At 49.2% G+C, this 3,646-nt stretch carries 5 protein-coding genes; 1 reads left to right on the top strand and 4 read right to left on the bottom strand.

The window, feature by feature from the left end; translation table 11 throughout:
* The 3 genes from TJ79_RS01930 to TJ79_RS01920 form a co-directional block, all read right to left on the bottom strand.
* Positions 1-642 (bottom strand): DegV family protein (locus TJ79_RS01930; protein WP_040948605.1); only part of this gene is annotated, 642 nt, incomplete at its 3' end.
* 13 nt (positions 643-655) lie between these two features.
* Complete coding sequence (locus tag TJ79_RS01925) at positions 656-2,449, bottom strand: DAK2 domain-containing protein (RefSeq protein ID WP_040948604.1); 1,794 nt, start codon at positions 2,447-2,449, stop codon at positions 656-658.
* Between the two features lie 23 nt (positions 2,450-2,472).
* Complete coding sequence (locus tag TJ79_RS01920; protein WP_040948603.1) at positions 2,473-2,829, bottom strand: Asp23/Gls24 family envelope stress response protein; 357 nt, start codon at positions 2,827-2,829, stop codon at positions 2,473-2,475.
* A gap of 232 nt (positions 2,830-3,061) precedes the next feature.
* On the opposite strand from TJ79_RS01920, the gene rpmB reads away from it, so the two are divergent.
* Positions 3,062-3,250, top strand: a complete 189-nt coding sequence (gene rpmB, locus TJ79_RS01915) for a 50S ribosomal protein L28 (RefSeq protein WP_040948602.1) — start codon at positions 3,062-3,064, stop codon at positions 3,248-3,250.
* 122 nt (positions 3,251-3,372) lie between these two features.
* Here the strand turns inward: rpmB and spoVM are convergent, their stop codons facing one another.
* Entirely contained in the window at positions 3,373-3,456 is an 84-nt protein-coding gene (gene spoVM, locus TJ79_RS01910) for a stage V sporulation protein SpoVM (RefSeq protein ID WP_040948601.1), read from the bottom strand.
* Between the last annotated feature and the right edge of the window lie 190 nt (positions 3,457-3,646).

Genomic DNA, 3,646 nt, shown 5'->3' with positions numbered 1-3,646 from the left:
GGCAACTGCTTTTTTGTGGCCTCTAACCTTATCCACCGAACAAACCTCCCCCGCTTGATTGATGGAGAGAATCGGCTTGATGTTGAGCAAGGATCCTAAAGCGGCTGATGCTTTGCCGATTCTGCCGCCTTTTTGCAAATATTCAAGAGTGTCCACGAGAAAGAAGATCGAAAATTTCCCGTCGAGCTTATCCAGCATATCCAAAATTTCTTCCTTGCTCTTTCCTGCCATTGCCGCCTCCGCCGCTTTCACGACGCGAATGCCGATGCCGTAGCTGGCGGATTTGGAATCGATGATCGTAATATCAGCTTCTTCCTCCAGCATCGACTTGGCAAGGACGGCGGATTGGTAGGTTCCGCTCATAGCCGAAGATAAATGAATCGATATAATAGCAGTTCCCGGCTCCTTGTTTAATTTCCGGTAAATATCAACAAAATCAACCGGCGAGGGCTGGGAGGTTTTAGGCATAACTTTCGATTCGGCCAGCAGGGTGTAAAAATCATCCGGCTGGATGGTAACCGAATCTGTAAAGGTTTTATTCCCGACATGCACCTTCAAAGGGATCAACTCAATGTTAAGCCGCTTCCGGATCTCTTCGGGGATGTCCGATGTGCTGTCCGTGACGATGCGAACGCTGCTCAGAACCTTCTCCTCCTTACTCCACGGCAAAAAGATAAACGTATACCGGTTGTCCACCTGCGTGTATCTCAACATCCACTTGGGGATATTGGGCTTTTACATAAGAAGCCAAGGCAGCGGTTTGCTCATCCGTTGCGTCTTCGCCTGTTAATACCGTTATGATCTCCCCGCCATTTGCCATCATTTGATCAATAAGACCTTGGCTGGCAGAGCTTAGATCCGGCTCTGAAACGACGATTTTACCTTCACAAATGCCGATAAAATCTCCTTCTTTAATGTCAACGCCATCGATGCTCGTATCACGCACAGCGTAAGTCACTTGTCCGGAAACGATCTGGCTGACGGCGTGGTTCATAGTCTCCGTATTGCTATCCGCATCGGCGGTTTCCTGGAAAGCGATCAAAGCCGCCATGCCCTGAGGGATCGTCTTCGTCGGAATGACGATGACCGTCTTATCCTCGATCAGGTTTTGCGCTTGCCGGGCTGCCATGACAATATTTGAATTGTTCGGGAAAACAAAGACGGTTTCCGCATGAACCCGGTTTACCGCATTGACGATATCCTCTGTGCTGGGATTCATGGTTTGGCCGCCGGAAATGACTTCGTTGACGCCTAAACTTTGAAGAATTTCCGCAATGCCGTCTCCCATGGCAACTGCGACAAAGCCAAAAGCAGCTGCAGCTTCGTTTGCTTCGAAGCCTGCGCCTATGTCGCCAGCCGTTACCGGGATCTCAGCCGTAATTTCTTGAGAGATTGTATCTTGAAGGCCGCCTGCAGCCGCATATTGCAGATCGTATTCGCTCGTCTCCAATATGTGGGTGTGCTGCTCCCGCATATTTTCAATTTTAATTCGGGTCAAATCGCCATACTTCATCGCATGGTTCATTACGCTGCCCGGATACTCGGCGTGAATGTGAATCTTAACCAGATCCTCGTCGGCGACGACCAAAAGGGAATCGCCCATTTTGCTCAAGTCCCCGCGGAACGATTGCTCATCGAAGACATAGTCTGCCGTTTTCCCCGGCAGCAGTTTGATGATGAACTCCGTGCAATAGCCTTGCTCAATGTCTTCCGTAGCCAGCATCGATTGGGCGGTTTTCCCTTCATGCCCCCTATTGTGTGCTGACTCCGATACTAAAGTTGCAATCGGTGCTGCAGAAGCGGCCGGCGCGGTATAAGCAGGAACGCTATCCGTCAAAGCGCGGAGAAAACCCTCGTAAACAAAAACAAGTCCTTGGCCGCCGGAATCAACGACTCCTACTTGTTTCAGCACCGGGAGCAAATCAGGCGTGCGATCCAAAGCTTGCTGGCTGTTTTCATACACCACTTTCATCAATTCAGCCACATCATTGGTACGGCGAGCATAGACCTGGGCTTGCTTAGCGGTTTCTTTGGCGACTGTTAGGATTGTTCCTTCCACAGGCTTCACAACCGCTTTATAAGCCGTTTCCACCCCCTGCTGCAAAGCAGCGGCAAATTGCTGTGGGTTCACGGTCTCCAGGTTTTGCACAGACTTGGCAAACCCGCGAAACAGTTGAGATAAAATAACGCCGGAATTGCCCCGTGCACCCATCAGCAATCCTTTGGATAATGCATCAGCAGCCCGTCCAACATGGTCCGACGGTTTTCTGCGGATTTCCTCCACGCCGCTGGTCATGGTCAGGTTCATATTCGTACCGGTATCTCCGTCAGGAACCGGGAACACATTTAACGCATTCACGTTGTTGACATTATTTCGCAAGATTTCGGCTCCGGACAGCACCATTCTTGTGAATTCAGTTCCGTTTATGGAATTAAAGCGCTTACTCAAGAATTTATCTCCTTCCGTTGGGTTCAGTCTCCACGGACTCCCTGCACAATAATATTGACATAATCGACATGAAGGCCGCCGATCTCGCCGAGTACATATTTCACTCGGTTCTGGACATTATGGGCAACCTCGGAAATTTTTGTTCCATAACTGACGATGATGTACAAATCAATGTGCAGACCGTCGGTTTCTCTGCGGACTTCCACGCCGCGGCGCAAGTTTTCCCTGCCCAGCAATTCGGCGATTCCATCTTTAAACTGCTTACGCGAAGACATACCCACGAGGCCATAGCAATCGAGAGCCGCATGACCGGCCAGAACTGCCACGACTTCATCGGTTACGTTCACTTTTCCTTTCTCCAAAGCCACTTGTATCGGCATCGTTTAATCACCTTTCTGTGGGACCTTCTTTAAAAAAGTGTCGAATGGCCGCACTTATCTTTCATTGTACTATAAGACCGGCAATAAATAAATGCTTTCCCCTAGAATCCCTGTTTCTCGCGATTTCTAACCGTTGACTAGGCGATTCACGCTGTGATATTATATTGAAGTATGTTTTTCTCTAGAAAATAGAACGGAGTTTTTCCGATCGTCCGCAGAGGAGGTGTAACGGATGTCTCGCAAATGCTATGTGACTGGTAAGTCCCCTAAATCGGGCAACAACGTTTCCCACGCGAACAACAAAACCAAGCGCACCTGGGGCGTCAACGTGCAGAAAGTGCGCATTATTGTAGACGGTAAGCCGAAACGCGTTTATGTCAGCACCCGCGCTTTGAAAGCAGGTAAAGTAACCCGCGCTTAGTACAATCGCATCTTTTGAAACGCAAAAAGCACCTGCTAACAGGTGCTTCTTTTGTTTGTTCCGCTCCCTCTGCTCGTCTCTTTCGCATATTCATCCACCAGGCATAAATCCAATCGCGAGCCTCAACTGTTTTTACTGAACGTATTGAGGAGAGCCTTAATAAAACCGCCTATAAACCTCGGTAGCTTGATGGTGTAAAACTTCATGGCAACACCCTCCTGAACTCGCTAGACTTCGTACGCTTCAGCATATTCCGCCCTTCCCGAGAGAGCCAAAAGAAAATCAAAACGGGTTCAGGCAGCATCCTGCTCCTGAACCCATTTTATGCCGCCATGCGGCTGATTATTCGGAAGAAATCACTTATCTTGCTCCTTCGCCATTCCCTCGGATCAAACG

Source organism: Gorillibacterium massiliense (genome assembly GCF_000455485.1).
Classification (GTDB): domain Bacteria; phylum Bacillota; class Bacilli; order Paenibacillales; family NBRC-103111; genus Gorillibacterium; species Gorillibacterium massiliense.
The sequence above is the reverse complement of the archived record's forward strand: the minus strand, read 5'-3'. Positions and strand labels throughout refer to the sequence as shown.

What these genes read in the sequence shown, in the direction of transcription:
- spoVM (WP_040948601.1), bottom strand. Translation starts at nt 3,456, where the DNA reads ATGAAGTTTTACACCATCAAGCTACCGAGGTTTATAGGCGGTTTTATT.
- rpmB (WP_040948602.1), top strand. Translation starts at nt 3,062, where the DNA reads ATGTCTCGCAAATGCTATGTGACTGGTAAGTCCCCTAAATCGGGCAAC.
- TJ79_RS01920 (WP_040948603.1), bottom strand. Translation starts at nt 2,829, where the DNA reads ATGCCGATACAAGTGGCTTTGGAGAAAGGAAAAGTGAACGTAACCGAT.